Origin of the sequence: Nocardia sp. NPDC050799 (genome assembly GCF_040654015.1) — a bacterium.
In the GTDB taxonomy this organism is placed as follows: domain Bacteria; phylum Actinomycetota; class Actinomycetes; order Mycobacteriales; family Mycobacteriaceae; genus Nocardia.
This window is the reverse complement of sequence record NZ_JBFAHF010000003.1, coordinates 1-20,243: the sequence shown is the minus strand read 5'-3', so window position 1 is coordinate 20,243 and position 20,243 is coordinate 1. Positions and strand designations below refer to the sequence as shown.

Annotated in this window: 29 protein-coding genes, 1 tRNA gene and 1 pseudogene; 26 read left to right on the top strand and 5 right to left on the bottom strand. The window is 66.9% G+C overall.

From position 1 onward, the window contains the following. Positions 1–277: 277 nt before the first annotated feature. The 4 genes from AB0H42_RS04395 to AB0H42_RS04380 all read left to right on the top strand — a co-directional run bounded on the left by AB0H42_RS04395 (position 278) and on the right by AB0H42_RS04380 (position 3,941). Positions 278–1,732 carry a peptide MFS transporter gene (locus AB0H42_RS04395; protein WP_357049682.1) on the top strand — a complete coding sequence of 485 codons (1,455 nt, stop codon included), beginning with the start codon at positions 278–280 and terminating at the stop codon, positions 1,730–1,732. 39 nt (positions 1,733–1,771) lie between these two features. Further along, a complete protein-coding gene (locus AB0H42_RS04390; protein ID WP_357049679.1) occupies positions 1,772–3,250 on the top strand; it encodes an amino acid permease in 1,479 nt (492 codons plus the stop codon). 2 nt (positions 3,251–3,252) lie between these two features. After that, positions 3,253–3,810, top strand: a complete 558-nt coding sequence (locus AB0H42_RS04385; protein ID WP_357049676.1) for a hypothetical protein — start codon at positions 3,253–3,255, stop codon at positions 3,808–3,810. A 57-nt stretch (positions 3,811–3,867) separates the two neighbouring features. After that, a tRNA-Leu gene (locus tag AB0H42_RS04380) sits at positions 3,868–3,941 on the top strand. A gap of 103 nt (positions 3,942–4,044) precedes the next feature. Here the strand turns inward: AB0H42_RS04380 and AB0H42_RS04375 are convergent. Both AB0H42_RS04375 and AB0H42_RS04370 read right to left on the bottom strand, forming a co-directional pair. After that, positions 4,045–5,259, bottom strand: a pseudogene (locus AB0H42_RS04375) (tyrosine-type recombinase/integrase). Further along, on the bottom strand, positions 5,252–5,836 hold the full coding sequence (locus AB0H42_RS04370; RefSeq protein ID WP_357049673.1) for a helix-turn-helix domain-containing protein: 585 nt from the start codon (positions 5,834–5,836) through the stop codon (positions 5,252–5,254). The pseudogene AB0H42_RS04375 and the gene AB0H42_RS04370 overlap by 8 nt, the downstream one beginning before the upstream one ends. A gap of 111 nt (positions 5,837–5,947) precedes the next feature. Here AB0H42_RS04370 and AB0H42_RS04365 point away from each other — a divergent pair, with 111 nt between their 5' ends. The 18 genes from AB0H42_RS04365 (at position 5,948) to AB0H42_RS04280 (ending at position 13,798) form a co-directional block, all read left to right on the top strand. Beyond that, complete coding sequence (locus tag AB0H42_RS04365) at positions 5,948–6,139, top strand: helix-turn-helix domain-containing protein (RefSeq protein WP_357049670.1); 192 nt, start codon at positions 5,948–5,950, stop codon at positions 6,137–6,139. A 98-nt stretch (positions 6,140–6,237) separates the two neighbouring features. Then, a complete protein-coding gene (locus tag AB0H42_RS04360) occupies positions 6,238–6,759 on the top strand; it encodes a hypothetical protein (RefSeq protein ID WP_357049667.1) in 522 nt (173 codons plus the stop codon). After that, positions 6,756–7,097 carry a hypothetical protein gene (locus AB0H42_RS04355; RefSeq protein ID WP_357049664.1) on the top strand — a complete coding sequence of 114 codons (342 nt, stop codon included), beginning with the start codon at positions 6,756–6,758 and terminating at the stop codon, positions 7,095–7,097. Before AB0H42_RS04360 ends, AB0H42_RS04355 begins: the two co-directional genes overlap by 4 nt. A 53-nt stretch (positions 7,098–7,150) precedes the next feature. Next, positions 7,151–7,495, top strand: coding sequence for a hypothetical protein (locus AB0H42_RS04350; RefSeq protein WP_357049661.1), 345 nt, complete (start codon positions 7,151–7,153; stop codon positions 7,493–7,495). After that, positions 7,492–7,743, top strand: a complete 252-nt coding sequence (locus AB0H42_RS04345; RefSeq protein WP_357049659.1) for a hypothetical protein — start codon at positions 7,492–7,494, stop codon at positions 7,741–7,743. The genes AB0H42_RS04350 and AB0H42_RS04345 overlap by 4 nt, the downstream gene beginning before the upstream one ends. Further along, positions 7,740–8,474, top strand: a complete 735-nt coding sequence (locus tag AB0H42_RS04340; RefSeq protein WP_357049656.1) for a bifunctional DNA primase/polymerase — start codon at positions 7,740–7,742, stop codon at positions 8,472–8,474. Before AB0H42_RS04345 ends, AB0H42_RS04340 begins: the two co-directional genes overlap by 4 nt. Positions 8,475–8,860: 386 nt before the next feature. Then, complete coding sequence (locus tag AB0H42_RS04335; protein ID WP_357049653.1) at positions 8,861–9,868, top strand: AAA family ATPase; 1,008 nt, start codon at positions 8,861–8,863, stop codon at positions 9,866–9,868. 163 nt (positions 9,869–10,031) lie between these two features. Further along, on the top strand, positions 10,032–10,286 hold the full coding sequence (locus AB0H42_RS04330) for a hypothetical protein (protein ID WP_357049651.1): 255 nt from the start codon (positions 10,032–10,034) through the stop codon (positions 10,284–10,286). Continuing rightward, positions 10,283–10,594 carry a WhiB family transcriptional regulator gene (locus tag AB0H42_RS04325; RefSeq protein WP_357049648.1) on the top strand — a complete coding sequence of 104 codons (312 nt, stop codon included), beginning with the start codon at positions 10,283–10,285 and terminating at the stop codon, positions 10,592–10,594. The genes AB0H42_RS04330 and AB0H42_RS04325 overlap by 4 nt, the downstream gene beginning before the upstream one ends. Continuing rightward, complete coding sequence (locus AB0H42_RS04320) at positions 10,591–10,809, top strand: hypothetical protein (RefSeq protein ID WP_357049645.1); 219 nt, start codon at positions 10,591–10,593, stop codon at positions 10,807–10,809. The genes AB0H42_RS04325 and AB0H42_RS04320 overlap by 4 nt, the downstream gene beginning before the upstream one ends. Beyond that, positions 10,796–11,137: a hypothetical protein gene (locus tag AB0H42_RS04315; protein ID WP_357049642.1), complete on the top strand. Its 342-nt coding sequence runs from the start codon at positions 10,796–10,798 to the stop codon at positions 11,135–11,137. The genes AB0H42_RS04320 and AB0H42_RS04315 overlap by 14 nt, the downstream gene beginning before the upstream one ends. 5 nt (positions 11,138–11,142) lie before the next feature. Then, the gene (locus AB0H42_RS04310; RefSeq protein ID WP_357049639.1) at positions 11,143–11,322 is read left to right on the top strand and encodes a hypothetical protein; all 180 of its coding nucleotides are present in this window, start codon (positions 11,143–11,145) and stop codon (positions 11,320–11,322) included. Beyond that, positions 11,319–11,474: a hypothetical protein gene (locus AB0H42_RS04305; protein ID WP_357049636.1), complete on the top strand. Its 156-nt coding sequence runs from the start codon at positions 11,319–11,321 to the stop codon at positions 11,472–11,474. Before AB0H42_RS04310 ends, AB0H42_RS04305 begins: the two co-directional genes overlap by 4 nt. After that, positions 11,471–12,277 carry a hypothetical protein gene (locus AB0H42_RS04300; RefSeq protein WP_357049633.1) on the top strand — a complete coding sequence of 269 codons (807 nt, stop codon included), beginning with the start codon at positions 11,471–11,473 and terminating at the stop codon, positions 12,275–12,277. Before AB0H42_RS04305 ends, AB0H42_RS04300 begins: the two co-directional genes overlap by 4 nt. A gap of 9 nt (positions 12,278–12,286) precedes the next feature. Further along, positions 12,287–12,658: a DUF2190 family protein gene (locus AB0H42_RS04295; RefSeq protein ID WP_357049631.1), complete on the top strand. Its 372-nt coding sequence runs from the start codon at positions 12,287–12,289 to the stop codon at positions 12,656–12,658. Positions 12,659–12,897: 239 nt separating this feature from the next. Beyond that, the gene (locus AB0H42_RS04290; RefSeq protein ID WP_357049628.1) at positions 12,898–13,242 is read left to right on the top strand and encodes a hypothetical protein; all 345 of its coding nucleotides are present in this window, start codon (positions 12,898–12,900) and stop codon (positions 13,240–13,242) included. A gap of 41 nt (positions 13,243–13,283) precedes the next feature. Then, positions 13,284–13,511 (top strand): hypothetical protein, encoded by a 228-nt coding sequence (locus tag AB0H42_RS04285; protein ID WP_357049625.1) that lies wholly within the window; start codon positions 13,284–13,286, stop codon positions 13,509–13,511. Further along, positions 13,511–13,798 (top strand): hypothetical protein, encoded by a 288-nt coding sequence (locus tag AB0H42_RS04280; RefSeq protein WP_357049622.1) that lies wholly within the window; start codon positions 13,511–13,513, stop codon positions 13,796–13,798. Before AB0H42_RS04285 ends, AB0H42_RS04280 begins: the two co-directional genes overlap by 1 nt. 56 nt (positions 13,799–13,854) lie before the next feature. On the opposite strand, the gene AB0H42_RS04275 is transcribed toward AB0H42_RS04280, so the two are convergent. Beyond that, positions 13,855–15,021, bottom strand: a complete 1,167-nt coding sequence (locus AB0H42_RS04275; RefSeq protein ID WP_357049619.1) for a helix-turn-helix transcriptional regulator — start codon at positions 15,019–15,021, stop codon at positions 13,855–13,857. 156 nt (positions 15,022–15,177) lie between these two features. On the opposite strand from AB0H42_RS04275, the gene AB0H42_RS04270 reads away from it, so the two are divergent. From AB0H42_RS04270 to AB0H42_RS04260, 3 genes are all read left to right on the top strand, one after another. Beyond that, on the top strand, positions 15,178–15,486 hold the full coding sequence (locus tag AB0H42_RS04270) for a hypothetical protein (protein ID WP_357049616.1): 309 nt from the start codon (positions 15,178–15,180) through the stop codon (positions 15,484–15,486). Between the two features lie 636 nt (positions 15,487–16,122). Beyond that, complete coding sequence (locus AB0H42_RS04265; protein ID WP_357049613.1) at positions 16,123–16,254, top strand: hypothetical protein; 132 nt, start codon at positions 16,123–16,125, stop codon at positions 16,252–16,254. Between the two features lie 131 nt (positions 16,255–16,385). Beyond that, positions 16,386–17,006, top strand: coding sequence for a DUF6069 family protein (locus tag AB0H42_RS04260; protein ID WP_357049610.1), 621 nt, complete (start codon positions 16,386–16,388; stop codon positions 17,004–17,006). Between the two features lie 84 nt (positions 17,007–17,090). Here AB0H42_RS04260 and AB0H42_RS04255 read toward each other — a convergent pair whose 3' ends face one another. After that, entirely contained in the window at positions 17,091–18,128 is a 1,038-nt protein-coding gene (locus tag AB0H42_RS04255) for an NADP-dependent oxidoreductase (protein WP_357049607.1), read from the bottom strand. Between the two features lie 184 nt (positions 18,129–18,312). Here AB0H42_RS04255 and AB0H42_RS04250 point away from each other — a divergent pair, with 184 nt between their 5' ends. Further along, complete coding sequence (locus AB0H42_RS04250; protein WP_357049604.1) at positions 18,313–19,302, top strand: sulfite exporter TauE/SafE family protein; 990 nt, start codon at positions 18,313–18,315, stop codon at positions 19,300–19,302. Between the two features lie 234 nt (positions 19,303–19,536). Here AB0H42_RS04250 and AB0H42_RS04245 read toward each other — a convergent pair whose 3' ends face one another. Further along, complete coding sequence (locus AB0H42_RS04245) at positions 19,537–19,740, bottom strand: cold-shock protein (protein ID WP_039828343.1); 204 nt, start codon at positions 19,738–19,740, stop codon at positions 19,537–19,539. Positions 19,741–20,243: the final 503 nt, after the last annotated feature.

Here is a 20,243-nt window from a genome sequence, read left to right as displayed (position 1 = left end):
TTTCCCTTCCTTATCTACTGCGTTCCCGATCGCCGGATAGAAAGCTGTGCGCAGCGCACTGCGTCCCCGGCGATCGGACGGGCGGCCTGCGTGGCCGCGCTGTCCGTTCGGACAGCGATAAGACGCCGGCCACCGGGCCCCCGTCACAGGGTCGGCTGTGTGATGTGTGCCATGAACTGGACGCCGGGATGTGATCGTCGCTCGCGTTCGTGAAGCTGCGGTATCGGTTCGGTCCGGTATGCCACGCGCCGGGCCGGGTGCATGGGACAGTCTGAGGATGTCCGAAGTGCCAGACGTCGCCGAGCGCACCTTTTTCGGTCACCCGGTCGGACTCGTCAACCTGTTCGGTGTCGAACTGTGGGAGCGTTTCTCCTTCTACGGGATGCTCACCATCCTCGGCTACTACCTGTACTACTCGGCCACCGATGGTGGTCTCGGTATGGATCAGGAGGTCGCCGTCGGCCTGGTGGGTGCCTACGGCGGTCTCGTCTATCTCTCCACGATCATCGGCGGCTGGGTGTCGGACCGGCTGATCGGGATGGAGCGGACCGTCTTCTACGGCGGCGTCGTGGTGATGGCCGGGCATATCGCGCTGGCGCTGATCCCGGGGCTCAGCGGGGTGGGCGTGGGGCTGGTGCTGGTAGCGCTGGGCAGTGGCGCGTTGAAATCGAACGCGTCCGCGCTGCTGGGCACTCTCTATCCGAAGGGCGATCCGCGGGTCGACGGCGGGTTCACGCTCTTCTATCTGGGGATCAATCTCGGTGCCTTCGTCGGCCCGCTGCTCACCGGGCTGCTGCGGGAGGAGTGGGGCTTCCACGCCGGCTTCGGGGCGGCCGCGGTCGGGATGGCGCTGGGACTGATCCAGTACGTGGTGTTCCGCCGCAATCTCGGCACCGCCGGACGCGAGCCGACCGATCCGCTGCCGCGTCGCGCCTACGGGCCGCTCGCCGCGGTGGTGGTCGCGGCGATTCTGGTGATCGTGCTGGTGCTGCCGACCGGACTGGTCACCGTGGACAATCTGCCCGATGTCACCACCGCGCTCATCGTCGCCGCCGCCGCCGCGTACTTCGCCGTCCTGCTCACCCATCGCCGGGTGAGCCCGCTGGAACGCAGCCGGGTGCGGGCCTTCGTCCCGCTGTTCCTGGCCAACGTGGTGTTCTGGGCCCTGTTCCAGCAGATCTTCACCGTGCTCGCCGTGTACTCCGACGAACGGATGAACTGGAACATCTTCGGCTGGACCGCGCCGTCGAACTGGATCGGTTCGGTGGAGCCGGTGTGGATCATCGCGCTCTCGCCGCTGTTCGCCGCGCTGTGGACCAAACTCGGGGACCGGGCGCCGACCACCCCGCGCAAGTTCGCGCTCGGCGTGGTCGGGATGGGGACGGCGTTTCTGCTGTTCGTCCCATTGGCCGGGACTTCCGGCCGCTCGGTGCCGGCGCTGGCCGTGCTGTGCATCATGGCGGTGTTCGCCGTCTCGGAACTGCTGATCTCCCCGATCGGCCTCGCGGTCAGCACCCAGCTCGCCCCCGAACATTTCCGGGCGCAGATGATGGCGCTCTATTTCCTGTCGATCGCGCTGGGCACCACATTGTCGGGAGTGCTGGCGCGTTTCTACTCGCCGGACGACGAGTTCGCCTATTTCGGGATCACCGGCCTGGTCGCGATCGCCGCGGGTGCGGTGATTGCCGGACTGTCGTCGTGGATAACCCGTCGTATGGCGGGAGTGCACTAGCGTTCCCGGTACTCGCGCCGGAATCACCAGGAGGCCGCAGTGACGACGCCGACCAGCCGCAATCCGCTGTTCCGCACCAAGAGCGTGGAGCAGTCGATCCGCGATACCGACGAACCCGGGAAGAAACTCCGCAAGGAACTCACCTCGTGGGATCTGGGGGTCTTCGGCGTCGCCGTCGTGATCGGCGCCGGTATCTTCACCCTCACCGCCCGCACCGCCGGTAACGTCGCCGGGCCCGCGGTATCGCTGGCCTTCGTCTTCGCCGCGATAGCCTGTGGGCTCACCGCGCTGTGCTACGCGGAGTTCGCCTCCACCGTTCCGGTCGCGGGCAGCGCCTACACCTTCTCCTATGCGACCTTCGGCGAACTCGCGGCCTGGATCATCGGCTGGGACCTGCTGCTGGAGTTCGCGCTCGCGGCCGCGGTGGTCGCCAAGGGCTGGTCCCAGTATCTCGGCCAGGTATTCGACCGGGGCGCCGCCGTGGTGGAGATAGGCGGGGTCACCTTCGACTGGGGCGCGGTGCTGCTCATCGCCGTGCTGACCACGCTGCTGGCACTGGGAACCAAACTGTCCTCGCGTGTCTCCATGATCGCCGTGGCCATCAAGGTCGGGGTGATCCTGCTGGTGATCGTGGTCGGCCTGAGCTTCTTCGACTCGGCCAACCTGACCCCGTTCATTCCCGAGTCGGTCCCGGGCGAGGGCGGTCAGGGCCTGACGCAATCCCTGTTCTCCTGGGTGACCGGGGCAGGTAACAGCACCTTCGGCTGGTACGGCCTGCTGGCCGCGGCCAGCCTCGTGTTCTTCGCGTTCATCGGCTTCGATGTGGTCGCCACCGCCGCCGAGGAGACCAAGAACCCGCAGCGGGATCTGCCCCGCGGCATCCTCGGCTCGCTGATCGTGGTCACCATCCTGTACGTCGCGGTCACCATCGTGCTCACCGGCATGGTCCCCTACACCGATCTGGCGGGCGACGACGCCACGCTGGCGACCGCCTTCGCGCTGAACGGAGCGACCTGGGCGAAGAACATCATTTCCATCGGCGCACTGGCCGGTCTGACGACGGTGGTCATGGTGATGCTGCTCGGCCAGACCCGGGTGCTCTTCGCGATGTCTCGCGACGGTCTGGTCCCGCGGGGCCTCGCCCGGACCGGGGATCGTGGCACGCCGGTGCGGATCACCCTGATCGTCGGTGTGGTGTGCGCGATCCTCGCCGGTTTCGTGAAGTTCGGAACCCTCGAGGAAATGGTGAACATCGGCACCCTGTTCGCCTTCCTGCTGGTCTCCATCGGGGTGGTCGTCCTGCGCCGCACCCGGCCCGACCTGCCGCGCGGTTTCAAGGTGCCGCTGGTACCGTTCGTGCCCATCCTGGCGGTCCTGTCCTGCCTGTGGTTGATGGTGAATCTTTCGGTCGAAACCTGGCTGCGTTTCGTAGTCTGGATGCTGCTCGGTTTGGTGATGTACTTCGCATACGGCCGACGGCATTCGCTGGTCGGTAGGTCCGCTTCCGAACAGGAGTGAGCGTGATGGGTCTATCGTGGCAGTGGTTCCGGCGCCGGGAGATACAGCCCCTACACCTGCGGGTCCGGGATGACGCGTCCGGTACGGACCTGGTGGTCGAATGGATCGACGCGGTGACCACCGGTCTTGCCACCGCCCCACCGGGCCCTCCCGAAGCCGCGCCCGCCCGGGTGTGCGACGGCATGTTCACCGCCGCGACCATCGTCGCGGTCCTCATCGAGAAGATCGCCGACCGCACCGAGTACCGGGTCGCCAACAACCGCTGTATGGCCTCGGCGGTGGATTTCATGAAGGTCCTCGGCGAGGACACCCTGCGCCGCTACCGCATCGACGGGGTGCAGCCGGTGGGCTGGGAGAACATGGGCACCGAGATGGACGAACTGGTGATCGCCCGCCGGCTCGGGCAGCTGGGCGAAGCCCTGCAGCTGGCGTTGCTGGCGGTGACCACGGACTACCAATTATCCGACGAGGTGCGCGAGGCGGCAGAGGAGTCCGGTTTGCTGGCCGCCGACGTCCTGGTGGAGGCATGCCAGGCGATTCAGACAGATCCCACAGTGTGACTCCCACTCACGGGTATTCCGGTACGGGTGTACGAGTCGGTAGTGTGTGGTCCGCACGCCCCCATAGCCCAATTGGCAGAGGCAGCGGACTTAAAATCCGCCAAGTCTGGGTTCGAGTCCCAGTGGGGGCACCTACCTATTGCTGTGACCTGCGAGGACCGGGCCCGCGGTCGGATCGGTGCCCAGGTCGGCAGGGTGAATCCCTTACTTTCCCCATACTTTCGTTCCGCACTTTCACGAATCGGCCGGGCCCGTGTCCGTGGTGTACCAGGTGTCGAGCGTCGCCCGGACATCCGGCCCGTGAGTCTTACGCTCGAAATAGTGCTGCTCGGTAGTGCTCAGCTTCGCGTGTGACAGCTGGGCCTGAGCCTCAGCAGGGCCGAGTCCATCTCGGACCACCGTCGCGACCGTGGGCCGGAACGAGCGGAATTGGACCCATTTCAGATCGTCCGGCAGGGCGGCTCGCAATGAGCGGCGGAGGTTGGCAAGGCTCATCCATCCGCCGTCCCTGTTCGCGAACACGGGCCGCGGCTTGTCGTCGGTCGGGCGGTCCACGACGTCCTCTACATCAGACTGGCCCACCAGTCCGGCCATCGCCTCGACGGCCAGTCTGGGCAGTGTGAGGGTGTGGTTCGGCGCCTTGCCCTTGCGGTAGTCCTGCCGATGCAGCGGCTTGCCCTTGACCCGGCCGTGGTCGACCAGCTTGCCGGTGATCAGTGCTGTCGGCGGGTCCGCCAGCAGGTCGACCTCATGCCAGCGCAGTGCGAGCACTTCGTTCGGGCGCGCACCAGTTGCCATCAGTACATCTATGAAGGCGAGCAGTAGCCGCCCAGGTTTCGGTCCGCCGGCGCCGGGCGGATCCTGGTGGTAGTCCGACACCGCGGCGCGCACGCGGCGGAACTCGGCCCGGGTGAGAGCTCACGTGGGCGGCCGGTCTATCGGCGTTCGGCTCACTTCCCGGATCGGGTTCACGGGAACCACGTCGTAGCGGGTGGCCAGTGCGAGCATTCCCGACAACACCGTGTGCATGGTCTCGGCCGTCGACGCCTTCCGTGCGGCGAGCTTGCCGATATGCTGCTCGGCGCGGCTGGTGGGGAATTCCGCAATCCGTAGTGCCCCGATCTGCTCGGCACCGTGAAGATTCCACACCTGCCGGTAGAGGTCGGCCGACTGTGGAGCAAGACGGTTTTTCGTTGCTATCCAGATCGTGAACAACTCAGCGAGTGTCGTCCGGTGATTCACCGTGCTGTCCGCCAGCGGTGCGCGCCGTTCCGTCAGGTGCCGTTTCAGGTTCCGCTCGGCATCCTCGCAGCTTATTCCGCTTCGCTCGACCTGGCGTCGTTTGCCGTCGCTGTCCCGGACGTAGGTCGACGCGGTGAACTTGCCCTTGTCGACCTGCCTCGTGGTGATCTTCCCCCACTCGCCAGGGCGCATCCGTTGTCTAGGCATCGTCGACCGGCCAACCTCTCTCGGTGAACTGCTTCTTCAGTTCGTCGATTCGTTCCTGGGCCTCCCGGAGAACCGACAGCGCGTGATCGGCAGTCCACTCCGCATCCCCGGGGATGAGTTGCGAAATCATCCGCTCCCGAGCAGCCCTCTTGCGGAGATTCGTAAGCCGCACGTATTCCCGCGACTCGCGAACGCGGACGTTGGTACTGCCGGCCGTGACGTAGTTGTCGACGACTTCGCGAGCCGAGATATCGCCGGAAAACCACTGCAATGCTTCGACGCTGGGGCATACGGTGTCTGGCCAGATCGATACCGGGCCATCCGGCAGTTCTGGGTACAGCAGCTGGACTGGGGGCACTCCGAGCGCGAGCGCCAGAGTGATCAGTTCGGGAACGGTGATCGTCTTCTTCCGCCCAAGTTCCAGGTCGCTGACCTGCGCTTTAGTCATTGTGTAGCCGCACTTTTCTGTGCGCTCGGCCAGTCGAGCGGCCGACAGTTTCGGCGTCTCCTGCTCACGCAACCTCTTCACCGCCTTGCCGACCCGCTCGGCCAGCTCCACATCCCATGATGTCGTCATGGGTACGAGATTAGCGGGTCTGCTTGCGTTGTCCATACGCGTCCATGCATACTCGTCTACACAACGGCAAACAATCAGCGTTTGTCGTATGAGCAACGAATAGGAGGGGAGATGCAGGCCACTGATCAGCTGCATCCCATCCCAGCAGCCTGCGAGCGGCTCGGCATTGGTCGTAGCCATCTCTACGGACTCATGGACTCGGGCGTACTGCGCTCGGTCAAGGTCGGCCGTAGGCGGCTGATTCCGGAAAGCGCAATCGCGGACTACATCACGCGACTCATCAGCGGATCGGATGCCGCTTGATGTCTACCCCGCCCACCGAACAGAACGGCCCGGGAGCGGCGCCCACCGCCGCTACCCAGGCCAACCAGAAGACCACACACCAAATGAGGAGTTCTGCTTTGACCACGATAGACCACCCCGCCCCGTTCCGTCCCGGTGACCGGGTACGAATCGAGGAGATCAACCAGATCGGTCAGTTGGCCGGTACCCACCTCACCGGCGAAGTGCTCGAATCGCCCGACGCTGCCGGGTTCGTGCGGGTGCGGGTCGACGGATCCGGCGCGCGCATCGTGTTCCACGTCTACCGCGTCCAGCTCGACGGGCCGACGGAACTGGACCTCATCGAGCAGTCGGCCCAGCTGCGGGCACAGGCCGAGAAAGACAGGCTCGCCGCACTCCGGGCCGAAAGCGAGCAGTTGGCCGCCGAGGTGTCTCAGCGTGTCGGCGACGCCCTTGAAGCATCGAAACGCCCGGTGCTCGAGCTGCTGGAAGGTACCGGGATATCGGTCCATCGGGTCGCCGAGGTGTTCGACGGCCGCGACTGCTTCACCGTCTCCGAGGCGATCGTCTTGGCGCTCGCGGCCGGGGTGTCCGACCTGCGCGCACTGTTCGGCCCGGCCGACGCGGAGGTGACCCGGTGACCGCACCTACCCGGATCGAAACCGCGGCCGCCATCGGCGTGCACCTCGACGAACCGCACGGCGATATCGCCATCGTCGGCCGTGGGTTGCGCGTCGGCAGCATCGTGGTCCGGCTCGACGGCGAGATCCACGCCGTTCCCCGCCATGGGATCGGTGCCGCGTACACCGCCGAGCTGCTGTCCGTGGCTGAGGATGTCGCGCTCGCTGGTCGGGACCGGTCGGTTATGGGCCGGGACCGTTCCGCCGCATGGGGATATCACGCCGCCCTTGGCTGGCACGCCGGCGTGGTCGTCCCGCTGCACCGCCGGACCGAGATCGCCGAGGAGGTGCGGGGATGACACCCCCTTACCCCACTCCCGGCCCCACACCTGATGAGAGCAATGGAGGACCGATGAACGACACACCACCGCGGTTCATGGTGATCGGTGACGACGGGGTGCCCCGCGGCATCGTCGAACTCGCCGACCTCCAGAGCGACGCCACCCGGCTCATGTACCAGATGGCCGCCGCCGCGGGGAACGACGCGGAGGTCGACCGGATCGGCATCGAGTGGTCGGCCCGGTTGGACCCGGACGCCATGGGCTACACCACCGCCGGCGCGCTGTCGCTGATGACCAGGAACATCCTCGCGCCGCTGCTGGAAGTGCTCGACGAGGTGATGCCGAAGGCCGGATTCCGGGCCAAGCTCGCCGAGTCCCGCGACCACGCCGAACGCACCCTTGGTGGTGGCCGGTGACCATCGAACGCGAAGACCTCTCGGGCGCAACCACACCGGTTGCGCCCGGGGGGCGCCCCCTCAGCGAACGTGAAGAAGACCGGCTCGACGCCCAGGTGTTGGCCGCCGCCCGCGACCGCGGGTTCCGGCTCGCTGTCCGCTGCCACCGGTGCGGGCAATGGGTGGTCGCCGCGAAGTCCGTAGCGCTGCACCTGGGCCCGACGTGCCGCCGCAAGCTGGGCGTCGGCGAAGAACGGGAGGCGTCATGACAGTGGACGCGCTCCCCCTGGAATACGCGCTGGCCTACGCCCGCGCGGGGCTGGCGGTGCTGCCGCTGGCCCCGCGGGGCAAGCTCCCGGCTTGCGAACACGGCAAGGACGACGCCACCACCGACCCCGAGCAGATCCGGGCGTGGTGGCACCAGAACCCGCGCTACAACATCGGGATACGACCGGCCGACACCGTGGTAGTGCTCGACATAGACCCGCGATCCGGTGGTGACCTCGACCAGCTGGGCGCCCCGCCGGAGACCTGGGCGGCCCGCACCGGCGGGGGCGGCTGGCACCTGTGGTTCCGGTACCGCGGCCGCTGCCGGGGCAAGCTCGCCGGCGCTCAAGGAATCGACATCAAGACCAGCGCCGGATATCTGGTCGTCGCGCCCAGCGTGCACCCGTCCGGCCGCCGCTACGAGTGGGCGAACAAGGCACGGATCGCGTGGCTACCCGCGCACCTGGCCGAGCGGGTGGCCTACCCCGAACCGGTCCGCCAGCAGTACCGCGCTCGGCCGTCGACGGACCGGAACGAAGGACTGATTCGCACCGTGGCCACGGCCGCCCCGGGGAACCGGAACCAGGCGTTGTTCTGGGCCGCCTGCCGTGCAGTCGAGCAGGGCGCCGATCCGGCGCTGATGGACCTCCTACGCGCTGCGGCCGCCACAGCGGGGCTCAGCGCCCCCGAAATCGAGCGGACGCTGATGTCCGCAGAACGGAGACATGCATGAGCGACGGCATCGAGTTCTCACACGCGGCCGTCGACGCCGCGCCAGACCTACCGGAACCGCCCCGCGCTTGCCCGGAGCATCGTCCGCAATACCGCCCCGACTGCACGGCATGCCGGGCCCTCTATGACGAACAGATCGCCCAGCGGCGCCAGCGGCTCGACGGACGGCCGTCCCCGGGCCGACCCGACGAGCACACGCCGAACTCGATGCCGCGGCGTCGGACCCGCCACCGCAACGAGGATCGAAAGGCTGGTTTCGGGACGCGGCCCGGTATAGGTACACGGCCGCCCCCCGATTCGGAAAATGACAGGTCAGAGGTAGTTACGCCGATCCGCGCGTCCCAAGTGCGTCCCGATCGCGGCCCCGCAGAGGATGAACCGCGGTCCATGTTGTCGGGGATGGTTTCGGGCGCGTGGCTGGACGCCCAGGAATTCCCGCCACTGGAATGGCTCGTGGAAGGCATCCTCCCCGAGGGATTCGGCCTGTTGGTGGCGCCACCGAAGGCCGGGAAGTCGTGGATGGTCGCCGGTATCGGGCTCGCGTGCGCGGCCGGCGGGTACGCGCTCGGCAAAATCGTGGTCAAACAGCGCCCCGTGCTCTATCTCGCGCTGGAGGACGGGCACCGGCGGTTGCAGTCCCGATTCCGCACTCTCACCGAGGGCGAGCCGATCCCGAACCGGATGCACGTAATTATCTCTGCGCGACCCAACGAGGTGCCGGGAATGATCGGGGAGTTCCTTCATCTGCACCGGACAGAGAAGCCGCTCGTGGTCCTGGACACCTTGGGCAAGGTGAAGCCGCCCAAGCAGTCTGGGCAGGAGGCCTACGCCGCCGACTACGCGATCGGTACCCGGTTGAAGGAGCTCGTGGATTCCGTGCCCGGGTCCTGCCTGGTGGCCGTGCACCACACGAGGAAGGCCGAGAGTGCCGATTTCGTGGACGCGGTGAGCGGCACTCAGGGCATCGCCGGGTCGGCGGACTTCATCTTGGTGCTCGCCCGCAAGCGCAAGGACGACCAGGCCGTCCTGTCGGTCACGGGCCGAGATGTTCCGGAGAACGAGTACGCACTCGTCACCGAGGAGGGGCGCTGGCGCCTCGACGGCATGGACCTGGTGGACGCCGCGGCGACGGTCGATAAGCGGCGGGAGTCCAAGAGTCTGGGAGACCGGAGCATGGACATCCTCGCTCACGTCATGACGAACGGACCGACCACGCCCCGCGATATCGCCGACCGGTTCGGGATGGACAACAAGCTCGCCAGCAACGCCCTGGCGCGGCTGTACGAATCGGAGCGGATCACCAAGACGGGCCGCGGTGTGTACGACCGCCTACCAACAGGTGGTGAAAGCGGTGAAAGCGGTGAAACGGATGAGTTGTTGCAGGTCAGAGCATGATTCGGTTTTCACCACCCAATTCACTTTCATCACCTGCCGATTCATCACGGTTTCACCAGTCCGCAGTGCGCGTGAATCGCAACAGCCTTGCTGACCTGCAGATACCTACCTGATTCACCAGTTTCACCAGTTTCACCACGTCTATCTACCGGAGGAGACCTCAATGCCCGACCAACCCACCAGCCGTGGCGCCTACGTGAGCGCCGATGACCTTCTCAACGATCGCCGAGACTGGCTCTCCGTCCATGCTGTGGAAGTCATGCCCGGCGCCTACGACGTGGTGCTCAAGATCGACGGAACCTATTTCGACCGGGATACCGCCCACGAGGTCGCCGAGTCCTTCACACGCGATATCCGGTATCTGCTCGCGAATATCGACCCGGACAGACTCCTGGTCCCACCTACCGATGCCGCATGACCCGCCGACCCGGCGCCGGGTTCCCGTCCATTGTTGAGCTGGCCGCCGCCCTCACCGATACCCGGCTCACCGGTGCCGAGTGCGTTGGTCTGGCACGACTGTTCGACCCGCGCGGCCAGAGCGAGCCCGACGCCGCATTCACCTACCGGACTGACACCGCGGGGAAGGTGTGTGCCCGGTGCCCGGTCCAGGGTGAGTGCGCCACGGTCGCCGGCGAACTCGGCGCCGCGGCGGTCGGTATCTGGGCCGGGGAGATCCGAAGCGCTCCGGCCCCGGTCGGGCGACCGAGGAAGGAAGGTGCCGCGTGACCGCACCCGAGATACCGCCCGCCTACATCTGCGAACGGAAGCGCAACAGATACACCGGCATCCGCTACACCCGAGTGCGCTGCCCCCACTGCCGCGTCCGGCACTGGACCCCCGAGCCGACTACCGGCACCTGCCCGCGCACCGGCCAGCGGTACCAGATCGCTGTCCGGCCGCGGGTATTCGATCCCTGGGAGGGTGTCCGTGACGCTCCGTGAGGAAGACCTACGCGCCTGCTGCTACGCCGTAGCCGAGCAGATCCGCACCCGACGCCGCACCGGTGCCCCCATCCCGGAATGGTTACGCCGCACCCACGCCCGCCTATCCGCCGAGCTGGTCTCCGCTGTGTCCGACGACGGACCCGCCGCCCCGCCAACTGCTCGAGACTCGAAGGTGATCGGCGTGAGTGAAGCCGCCCGCATCCTCGGATGCAGCACCCGCCACGTCCGCCGCCTGGCCGCCGACCTCGACGGCCAGCACGCCGGACGGGAATGGGTTTTCACACTCCGCGCGGTCACCGAATACGCCCGAGCCCGCAAGGAGTAAAGACCATGGCCGATCCGAACATCCTCACCGACGCCGTGCAGGCGTACGCCGCATCCATGACCGATGCCGAATTCACCGCCTTCACCGCGGCCGTGCGCGAACCGCGCGACGACACCAAACCCGCACAACCGAAGGCCAAACCCGCACAGGCCGGATCCACCGACTACCCGGCGAACTGGAAGTGACGACCGAGCCGGGCGCCGACGACGACACCGACCAGGGCCCGGCGCCCTACCGCGGCTATCTGCGGTCCGGGATGGGCTGGAGCAACCACAGCGAGCCCGACCATCCCTACCCGCCGCACTGGAACCCGAGCGCGAAGGAAACCACCCGATGAACCTCACACCCCTCGAGCCCGGCCCCGGACCCTGCACCGAACTGTGCACGCGAACCACCGAACTCGGTGGCACCGTCCCGGCCGAACTCCGCCGGCTGCTCGACACCCACGCCGCGGTGCGCGCCTGGCAGCCCGCCGCCACCGCTGACCATCTCGCCCGCGCGATCACCGACGGATCGTTCACCGCGAAGAACGCCGGCGAATACCTCGACACCGAACTCGCCCGGCCCACCACCGAACCGCGGGAGATCCGCGGCAAGGCCGAAACGATCATCCTGCGCACCTTCGCCACCGCGGTCCGCAACGGCGCCGGAGACGCGATCGTGGAATCGGTGCGCCCGGTGTTCGACAAGGCCAAAGCCGGAGTGGTCGACGCCTCCGCGTGGATCACACCCAGCACCACCGCCGAGCAGGTGATCGAATTCGGTCCCGATGCCCTGCAAGCCTGGTACGACCTCGGCCACCACCACCGGACCCTCGAGCAGGTAAATGGTCTGGTCGCGCTGTTCCTCGACGCGTTCCGCCTGGTCGCACGCCAGCCGTTCATGCGGCACGGATCCGCCCCGCGGGCAGCGTTCTACGTCCGAGACGAAACGGTAAACCTCGACAGCGCCGCCGAAGCCCTGGCACCGGAGAACAACACCGGCCGTGGCGGTCGCTGGCTGCGCCTTCTCACGGCATCGGACCTCACGCTCAACACCCCGACCCGGGCCGCCGAGATCATCGCCGCCCAGCAGGCCGAGTACGAGCGGTTGCAGCGCGAAGAGTACGACGCCAGCCACCCCGCCTACGAGTCCGCGTAAGGAGCCATCATGGCCAACGAATGCAGCCCACTGTTCCGGCCCGGCTGGCATGTCACAGCCCGGGCTACCGCCCAACTCACCGGTAAACGGTTCGTCGACATCTCCGCCGACCTCGACACCGACGGCGTTATCCGAGTCGGACTCCCGGCCGCAGGCGTGAGAACGTTCGGTGTCGCAGCCCACGACGCAGCCACCGGCACAGTGCTTACCATCCTGCGCCGCGGCATCATCCCCGTGACTGCCGGTGGAACCATCACCGCAGGGCAGGAAGTCCAGGTCGACAACGTCGGGCGAGTGGTCACCCTCACGGCCGGTGTCTCCATTGGGCAGGCAGTCGAGGACGCCACCACCGGCCAGGACGTAGCCGTCTCGCTCCGGTGACATGCCTACGACCTGCACGTTGTCACGACAAGAACGAGGCCGACCGTATGAGCGACCAGAACAGCGCGAGGGTAGACGAGAGTCATGCGGGACGTGCTGACCGGCCAGCGTGCCGCCCAGGGGACCGGAGAGGGGTGGGGGAGCACTCCGACTCGGCCCTCACCTCGGGCGGTACTGCATAGCTCCCGCCATCCAGTGCATCGCATGAGCGGTAGGAAACACGACAGGAGGCCCGAAGGATGCCACGCAAACCCCTGACCGAGGGCCAGAAGCTCGTCCGGTCAATCGAACGGGACCTGGCGGACGGCCTGGAACTCGACAACCGCGACCGCGCAATCCTCGATCTCATCTCGGCTACCCGCGATGACATCGCCCGTCTCGAGGGAGAACTCGACCAGGTGCTCATCCAGGATGTTGCCGGTACCCGGAAGCTGAATTCGGCCTACACCGAGGTGCGGTTGGCGCGTGCGCAGCTGCACCGGCTGATTACCTCGCTGAAGCTGACCGCGGATGAGGTGCCGGCGGTGAAGTCGGCCCGACACCAGTTCGCGGCCAATGCTCGATGGCATCGGGGGACCGCGTAATGGTGCGCAAAATCGGCCGCAATCGGGTGCTTCGGGAGGCTATGACGGCCCGGTGGGAGGCATTCGCGGAGCGTTGGCCTACGAAGGGCGCGCGGGAGCGGTTGGCCGAGCTGCAGGCCGGTGCCGAAGTGCTCACATCCTCCGCCGAGGTGTTCTCGGCCCTGTTCTCGGTCGGCGACCCGGCCGCGATGCGGTACGCCGTCACCGGGGAGCAGGGAGACCGGCGGTACCTGTTCGGCGCCGACGACGTGTTGCGCGAGGTGTCGTAGTGGTCCGTCGCAAAGCAGCACCAGCCACCGATACCCCGTTGCGGGTGTATCTCGCCGAACAGGCGCGCAGTCTCCGGGAGACCTACGGATCCACCGACCCGATCCTGTGGCGCGAGCTGTCGAAACCGGTCGAACAACTGGAGTCGGGACAGCCGCACCAGTTCCGCCGCTATGAGCTGCCCGGCAACCATCCCGCACGGTGGCCGGAGGGTGATTCGAGCAATCTGCTCACACTCACTGCTGATGACGTGTTGTCGACCAGCGAACCGACCGCGACCGGTTGGTGAGATCCGCTCAGCGGACACCAGGTGTCACAGTGACGATTGCTCGAGCTATGCCGGTGTCAGTCGTCGATGCCCGCAGCGTTCGCCAGGCTCCGAAGGCTGTCGTTGGCACGCCGCTGCTGCTGCGCTGTGGTGCGGATGGCGTTCTTCACGGCCGGACTCGACCGAAAATGCTCCGGCGCGGCCAGACGCGATTCCAGGAGTGCGCCGATCGCGGAATCGGGGTCTCCATTGAGCAGGTGCGCCCGGGCGGCATCGACCCAAAAATACGCCTGCCGCTCGGCGGCCATCCCTTGCGGAAGCCGAGTGCCTTTCGCGATGTCGACCGCACGCCCCGGCTCGCCCAGGTCGACCTCGGCGCACAGCTGATACAGGCGCACGTTCGCGGGACCGACCGGGCTGCCGTAGATCACCCGGTCGCCGATCTGGGGCGCGAGACGTTCCGCTACCGCGAGGTGGCCGCGGGAGGTATCAGCGTCGCCGGTCGCCGCGGCGATGGTCCCGGCGCGCATATGCAGGATCGAATACACGGCCGCCGCGGTCGCGTCCTCCTCGACGAGCGGCTCGATATCGGACATGGACCGATTCAGCAGCCGCAGAGCGTGTGCAGACGCACCGATACGGGCCAGACTCGCGGCCTTCACGTAGTGCGTGGTCGCCAACAGCAGTGGATCGCCGGACCGGGTGGCTGCCCACTCCATGCGCTCTGTAGCGGTGAGAGACAGGTCGGTGTATCCGAACTTGTGCGCAACTGTGTTCGCGGCCCGGTAGGCGTCGGTCAGCATGGCATAGGCCGGCCGCCCGGTCCGGTCACCGGCGACCAGCAGTGAGTCCACGAGGTCCGGCAGCACATCAGCTATGCGTCGATACCGGGCGTCGATACGCCAGCGAGCGACCTTGGCCGACAGGCGCCGCAATTCGTCGATCGGCGCCGGCTCGCTATCGGGTTCCAGCGGGTCGGTCGCAGCGAGCGCGCGGCGTAGGACCGGCAGCACATCCGACAACTGTTCGGGTTCCTGGCCGGTGCCGTAGAGCCGGGAGGCATCGACTCGTAGCGCGTTGGCGATGGCCCCGACCCATACCGTGGACGCTGAGGCCTTCCCGGTTTCCACCTGGGCGATCATCGACCGGGATACGTTGGCGCGGGCCGCGAGTTGGTGCTGTGTGAGTCCGCGGACCTTCCGCCAGTGCGCGATGTTCTCTCCGACAGTCTCGCCTTGCTGCATGTCCTCGACGGTACATGTTCGTTTCGAACATTCGTCGAACATTCGTTGTCTACCAGCAGATTTAACGTCAATGTAGCCCCGCCGCCGGGTATGCCCCCGACTGCCCCGGCGGCGGGTGCTTTCCAACTCCAGCGGTCGGGGATGCAGGGGTGAATAGTGGTCGGGGAACTGCCGAAGTCGATCGCGTTGGTCCGCAGGGACGTACAGGGCGACGGGGTAGACGTCTACAAGGTGGCCGAGCGCCACGGCTACCGACTGGTGTGGACGGTACGACTCGATACCGGCCCGCTGGCAACCGCGCTGATCATGGCCGGCGCCGTCATGGAACACGGCGCGGCCGCGGTAGTGGTCCCGTCGTTCGAGCATGCCGACGCGGTACGGCACGCGATCACCGAGCACGCCGCTCTGGTCACTCCGATGCAGATCTACCCGCGCGGGTACCGCTGGCCGGTCGTGCAGCTGTGAGCGGTCACGGCGTCGCCCTGGTCCTGCTCTCTGCCGGGCTGGCCTGGTTCGCCCTGGTGATGTTCCGGTCGTAGGTGTTGCATCTGCAACAGGTGAGCAAGAGTGCTCACCTGTGCGGTGCTGGTGACCGTGCAGGTTCGGATGCCGTCCGCCCGGCGTAGGGAATTCCCAGGTCGCCCAGCTTGCCGAGGTCGACAACCTTCGCGATGTCACGAAGGTAGCCGGGTACTCAGTAGTGAGTACCCCGGCTGATCATTTTGTCGGCGCCGGCAAAATGGTCCCGAGTTGGAGTTCTTCGGCGATCACCGGACCGGGAATCTCATACTTTCCCCGCATAAACGTCCGTGATCAGTGGTGGACAGCGACGGACGTTAGAAGACGAATATCGGCAGGAATGACCTGCTGAGCCTGCATGTTGCTGGATTCCGGCGGACATGTACGGACGTACCGGAACGACCGAAAATACACCCGCCAAGTGTGGGTTCGAGTCCCACTGGGGGCACTGCCGCGCCGCAGGTCGGACACTTTGTCCTAAGGGCCGGGGTGTCCGAGGGCATCGGGGCGCTTTCGGCGGGCAGCCGGCCCCCACCCGTCACAAGTGCGATGCCGAGGCTTGAAAGCTCCGCGGATCAGGCTGTGTCAGTGGGCGACGAACGCGACACGGATGTTGTCGACGTCGAGGGTGATGCCGGCGGTAGCGTCGAGGGCGCCCGCCAGATCAGCGAGCAGCAGGCTCGGTACGGTGTCGGAGCCTCCTATGCGAGTTGACGCCCGTCGTGGATGACCTGACCCGCATCGTTGTGCAGCGGGTCGTCCCAACCGGCCAGGAATCCGCGTTCGACGACATGCGCCTACCGATTCGGGTGGGTCGCGGAGCCCATGCGGGGTACTTTCCCCCTATGACGGAACCGCCGCACAATTACGGGCGCCAGGACCCTCACCGCCAGGGTTACCCTCGGACGCAGGCATACCCGCAGCAGGGTTATCCCCAGCAAACGGGTTACTCGACGGAGCCGGAGTACGGGCACCAGGTCGAATACGGGTACCAGCCGGACCAGCCCGAGCGGCCGACCGAGCGGCCGAACGAACCGAAGATCAATGTCGGACGCCTGTGGGCGGGCGGTGTCGGTACGGCCATCGTCGTCGCGCTGGTGATCGTGGTGCTGATCATGCTGGTGCGCGGCATCCTGAACATCGCTGTCCTCTCCCCGGAGGGCGAGGGAGCCTACGGCACGGTCTCGACCACCTCGTACGCCGTGGCCGGTGGTGCCGCCGCGATTGCCGCGACCGGTCTGCTGAACCTGCTGCTCGCCCTGATGCCCAGCCCGATGCAGTTCTTCTACTGGATCACCGGACTGGTCACCGCGCTGGCGACGCTGGTGCCGTTCACCCTGGTCGCCGGGGTGGACGCCAAGATCGCCACGGCCGTGATCAACCTGATCGCGGGGTTGTGCATCATTTCGCTGCTCGGCGGGGTCGGGTCCGGGGCGATCATCCGGCGTCCGCGGTCGCAGTACTGAGTTCTTCCGTCCGGCGCCGTCGCGCCGGGTCCCGGGCGCCATGGGGTGGCCCCGGGACCCGGGTGCGCGACGCATGCGCTGGTCTCAGCCGGTCCCGGGGTCTTCCGGCCGGACTCGGACAAGCTGTTTACCGAGGTTGGCCCCGTCGAAAATGCGCTGCAGGGCCGCCGGGGCGTTTTCGAGACCGTCGACGATATCCTCGGCCCAGACCAGCTCACCCGCGGCGACCCAGCTCGCGAGCCGAGCCAGGGCGGCGGGGAAATCGGCGTGATGGTCGTAGAAGATGAAGCCCTCCATACGGGCACGGCGGAAGGCCAGCTGGATGTAGTTGGCGGGGCCGGCGCCGTAGCCGGCGGCCGTGTACCCGGAGGAGATCGATCCGCAGAGCGCGATCCGGGCATGCAGGGCCAGGTGGTCCAGCGCGTTCTCCAGTAGATTTCCGCCGATATTGTCGAAGACCGCGGTCAACCCTTCGGGGGCGAAGGCGCGCAGCGCGGCGGGGACGTCGTCGGCGCGATAGTCCAGGCAGGCGTCGAAACGGGCGGTCTCGCGCACCCAGTCCACTTTCTCCGGCGTACCCGCGGTGCCGAGCACCCGCGCCCCGAGGAGTCGCGCGATCTGCCCGGCCAGCGATCCGACGCTGCCGGCCGCGCCGGTGACCAGCACCGCATCGGATTCCGCGACCTCCAGCACTCGGGTGATGCCGATATAGGCGGTCAGCCCGCTCACGCCGAAAACGGTGAGCATATGGCGGGGGTCGATCCCCGGGGGCACCGGATTCACGCCGAACAACCCGGCTGTGCGGGCCACGGTGTATTCCTGCCAGCCGAGCTCACCGTAGACCCACTGTCCCTCCGGCAGCGCCGGGTCACGGGAGGCGACCACCCGCCCCACCCCGCTGCCGCGCATCACCTCGCCCACACCGACCGGCTTCGTGTACGTTGTCGCGGGGTTGAGCCAGGTGCGCTGGGTGGCGTCGATACCGAGCCACTCCACCCGCACGAGGGCCTCACCGTTCTCCAATACCGGGAAGGCGCTAGCCTTTTCGGCAAAAGTACCGGCGGTGATTCCGGCGGCCGGCCGCTCGCGCAGGACCATCTGACGGAAGGTGTGGTCGGTCACGGCGGCCAGTGTGCCCCAGGAATGCCACCGGTGTCGCCTTCATTTCCGCGCCCTCCGGGGCGCCGTACCGGCTGCCGCTCGGGCAGGCCGGCAGTATTGCGTTCACGGTGATCGCAACCCGTGTCAACCGCGTGACCACGTCGTACCCTCGGATCTTCGGTCCAGGTTCGGGGAGCACACCGTCATGATCAAGTTACTGGTTTTCACCCTTGTGGGTATCGGCGCGCAGATCGTCGACGGCACGCTCGGGATGGCCTTCGGCGTCACCGCGACGACACTGCTCGTCCTCAGTGGCACGGGTGCCGCGCATGCGAGCGCGGCGGTCCATTTCGCCGAGGTCGCCACCACCCTGGCCTCCGGGGCATCGCACTGGCGGTTCGGCAATATCGACTGGAAGATGGTTCTCCGGCTCGGCGTGCCCGGCGGTATCGGCGCCTTCCTCGGCGCGACCGTGCTGTCGCGGATCTCCACCGAAGCCGCCGCGCCGATCACCGCCGGCATCCTCCTCGCGATCGGTGTCTTCCTGGTCGTCCGGTTCTCGTCGCGACCGCCGGTGGAATTCGCCACCACGGAGAAGACCGCGCATTCCGCGAAATTCCTGACCCCGCTCGGCCTGTTCGGCGGTTTCATCGACGCCAGCGGTGGCGGCGGCTGGGGGCCGGTCACCACCAGCACCCTGCTGACCACCGGCCGGTCCGCGCCGCGCACGGTGATCGGTTCGGTGAGTGCCTCGGAGTTCATCGTCTCGGCCTCGGCCAGTGTCGGCTTCCTGCTGGGGCTCGGCTCGGACTTCTTCGACAACCTGCTGATCATCGCCGGTTTGGCGCTCGGCGGCGTGATCGCGGCACCGATCGCCGCCTGGCTGGTCAGCCGGATCACCCCGGGTGTGCTGGGCACCGGCGTCGGCGGGTTGCTGGTCCTCACCAACGTTCGCACGCTGTTCAAGCACTTCGATATCGAGGGCGCGCCCCGCACGATCGGTTACGTGTTGATCGTCGTGGTGGCGGTCGCGCTCACCGTCTTCGCGTGGCGGAAGTCCCGGACGGCCCCGGCTACCGAAGGCTCCGCCGAGACCACGGGCGCGGACGCTGCCGAGCCCGCGGTGGCAGGGTCCGCCGGGACCGAAACCGCCGGTGAAGGCTCCGCGGACGCGACGCAGGTGCCGGTCAGGTAGCTGCCGATCACCCGGTCCGCCCCGGTGGGCGGTACGACCGGAGGGTGAGGGGACAGCGCCCGGCTGCCCGGACAATACGTCCGGGCAGCCGGGCGCCTTCGTCTGTGTGCGCGGCCGCAGGTCCCGGATGATGAAGAGACCGGCAACCACCTGCCTCTGGCACTCGACGACGATACCCGCCCGGAAAAGCAAGAAACCCGCGCGGATCGCGCGGGTTTCTGTTCTCGTCGGCTCCTAGATGGCGCGGACGTCTTGGGCCTGCGGGCCCTTCTGACCTTGGCCGATCTCGAACTCGACACGCTGGCCCTCATCGAGGGACTTGAAGCCCGAGCCGGAAATCTGGGAGTAGTGGACGAACACATCGGGGCCGCCCGCGTCCTGGGCGATGAATCCGAAGCCCTTTTCGCCGTTGAACCACTTCACACTGCCTTGCGACATTCTTTTTTTACTTCCTGTTGCGAGCCGGGCGATCACTGCAACAACCCGTGCCCATCACCCAGCATGCCACACCCCGGACGGGGGACTGTGCAACCGCTCGACGGCGATCAGTACTTCCGCTGCTGCCCGCGCCGGCCGCAGGAAAAATTCTGTAGCGGTGACAGTAGACATTTCTCAAAAGTTGCGGTAGCTTCTGTGTCGTTGGAAGCGAAGGAAGTATCCATACGGCACGGGAGATGATGAACTGCCCGTGATGCTAGGACGGCGGGCGCGGCCGCGGGACCAGCAGGTATGACGGTCCTACCGCCCGCCGGGCAGTACCTGAAGTTGCACGGAAAGAAGATGATGTAACACCGTGAGAAGAAAGGAGGCGTTGCCCGTCGGGTCACCCATGAAGTTATGTGGTTCGGGTGATCGCCGACGTATCGGTTACATGTCGGAAGACGAAGTAATTCCCCCTTTCAGTGCCCCGGCGCCAGCGGCGCCGGGGCACTTCGGCGCGT